The 995-nt window shown below is 27.1% G+C and carries 1 protein-coding gene; it reads left to right on the top strand.

What is annotated here, in order from left to right:
* The coding region (locus tag AN959_RS21485; RefSeq protein WP_172794421.1) for an AAA family ATPase at positions 1-995 on the top strand (995 nt) is incomplete at both ends.

Here is a 995-nt window from a genome sequence, read left to right as displayed (position 1 = left end):
TTTAAAAACAAAAAGATTTAATGATCCAGATTTAGCTGAAATAATAGAAAGTAAATATGATATAGAAATCGATTCCCCAATAATTAAGAAAGTTACTAAGTTAGACCTCGGTCAACTAGATAGACCTTGTTTTAATGGAAAAAAGATACTCGAACCAGTACAAGTAAATTTATTACATGGTGCAAACGGCACAGGAAAAACAACTTTCCTTGAAACTATAGAATTAGCTATAACAGGAGAAAATAGCCGTTCAAAACTATTTAAAGAGGGGAATATAAACGAAGTAACTGTATCTTGTTATACAAATAAGGGGTTTGAGACTTTTAGTTCTAAAAGGCAGCCAATAAAAAGCAAAAAAATGGAAAACAGTTGGTATGGAGTCCCGATTGGAAGAGGAAAGACTACCTTAAATCAGAATTTTTCCTTGTTTAACTATTTTGATACCGATAAGCCTTACAGATTTGCTTTAGAAGAAATAGACGACGAATCAGAAAATCATTACTTAAATAGATTTTCACAACTAATCTTTGGTGACCATATTATTAAAATGCAAAAAAATTGGCTTAGATACAAAATAGGGTTTGAAACTCGGCATAAAAAATTAATTAACAAAGATATTGAAATTACTAATCAATTAGATGAAATAAATGATAGAATTATGAGGTTTAAACAATCTAATACAATAAATAATGATTATTTTATTAATAGCTTCAATAAGGTTTTATTTAGAAACAATTTTAATGAAAATCAACCTTTAAAAGAAGAAAACTTCAAAAATTTCGTAGAAATATTAGAGTACCTAGAAAAACCATTAGAAATTATTGAATCACTAGGGAAACATTATAATAAATTAACCCCATTAGCACTGAAGCATGATTCAGAAAAACTTAACTCAAGAATTTTAATGTACGAAGAAGAGATTAAATCTACTTCAATTGAAAAAGACAAATGTGAATTCAAAGTAAATAATATTAAAAAGGATATTCAACAAATAA

Origin of the sequence: Psychrobacillus sp. FJAT-21963, from assembly GCF_001420585.1 — a bacterium.
In the GTDB taxonomy this organism is placed as follows: domain Bacteria; phylum Bacillota; class Bacilli; order Bacillales_A; family Planococcaceae; genus Psychrobacillus.
This window is presented reverse-complemented; position numbering and strand designations above follow the sequence as displayed.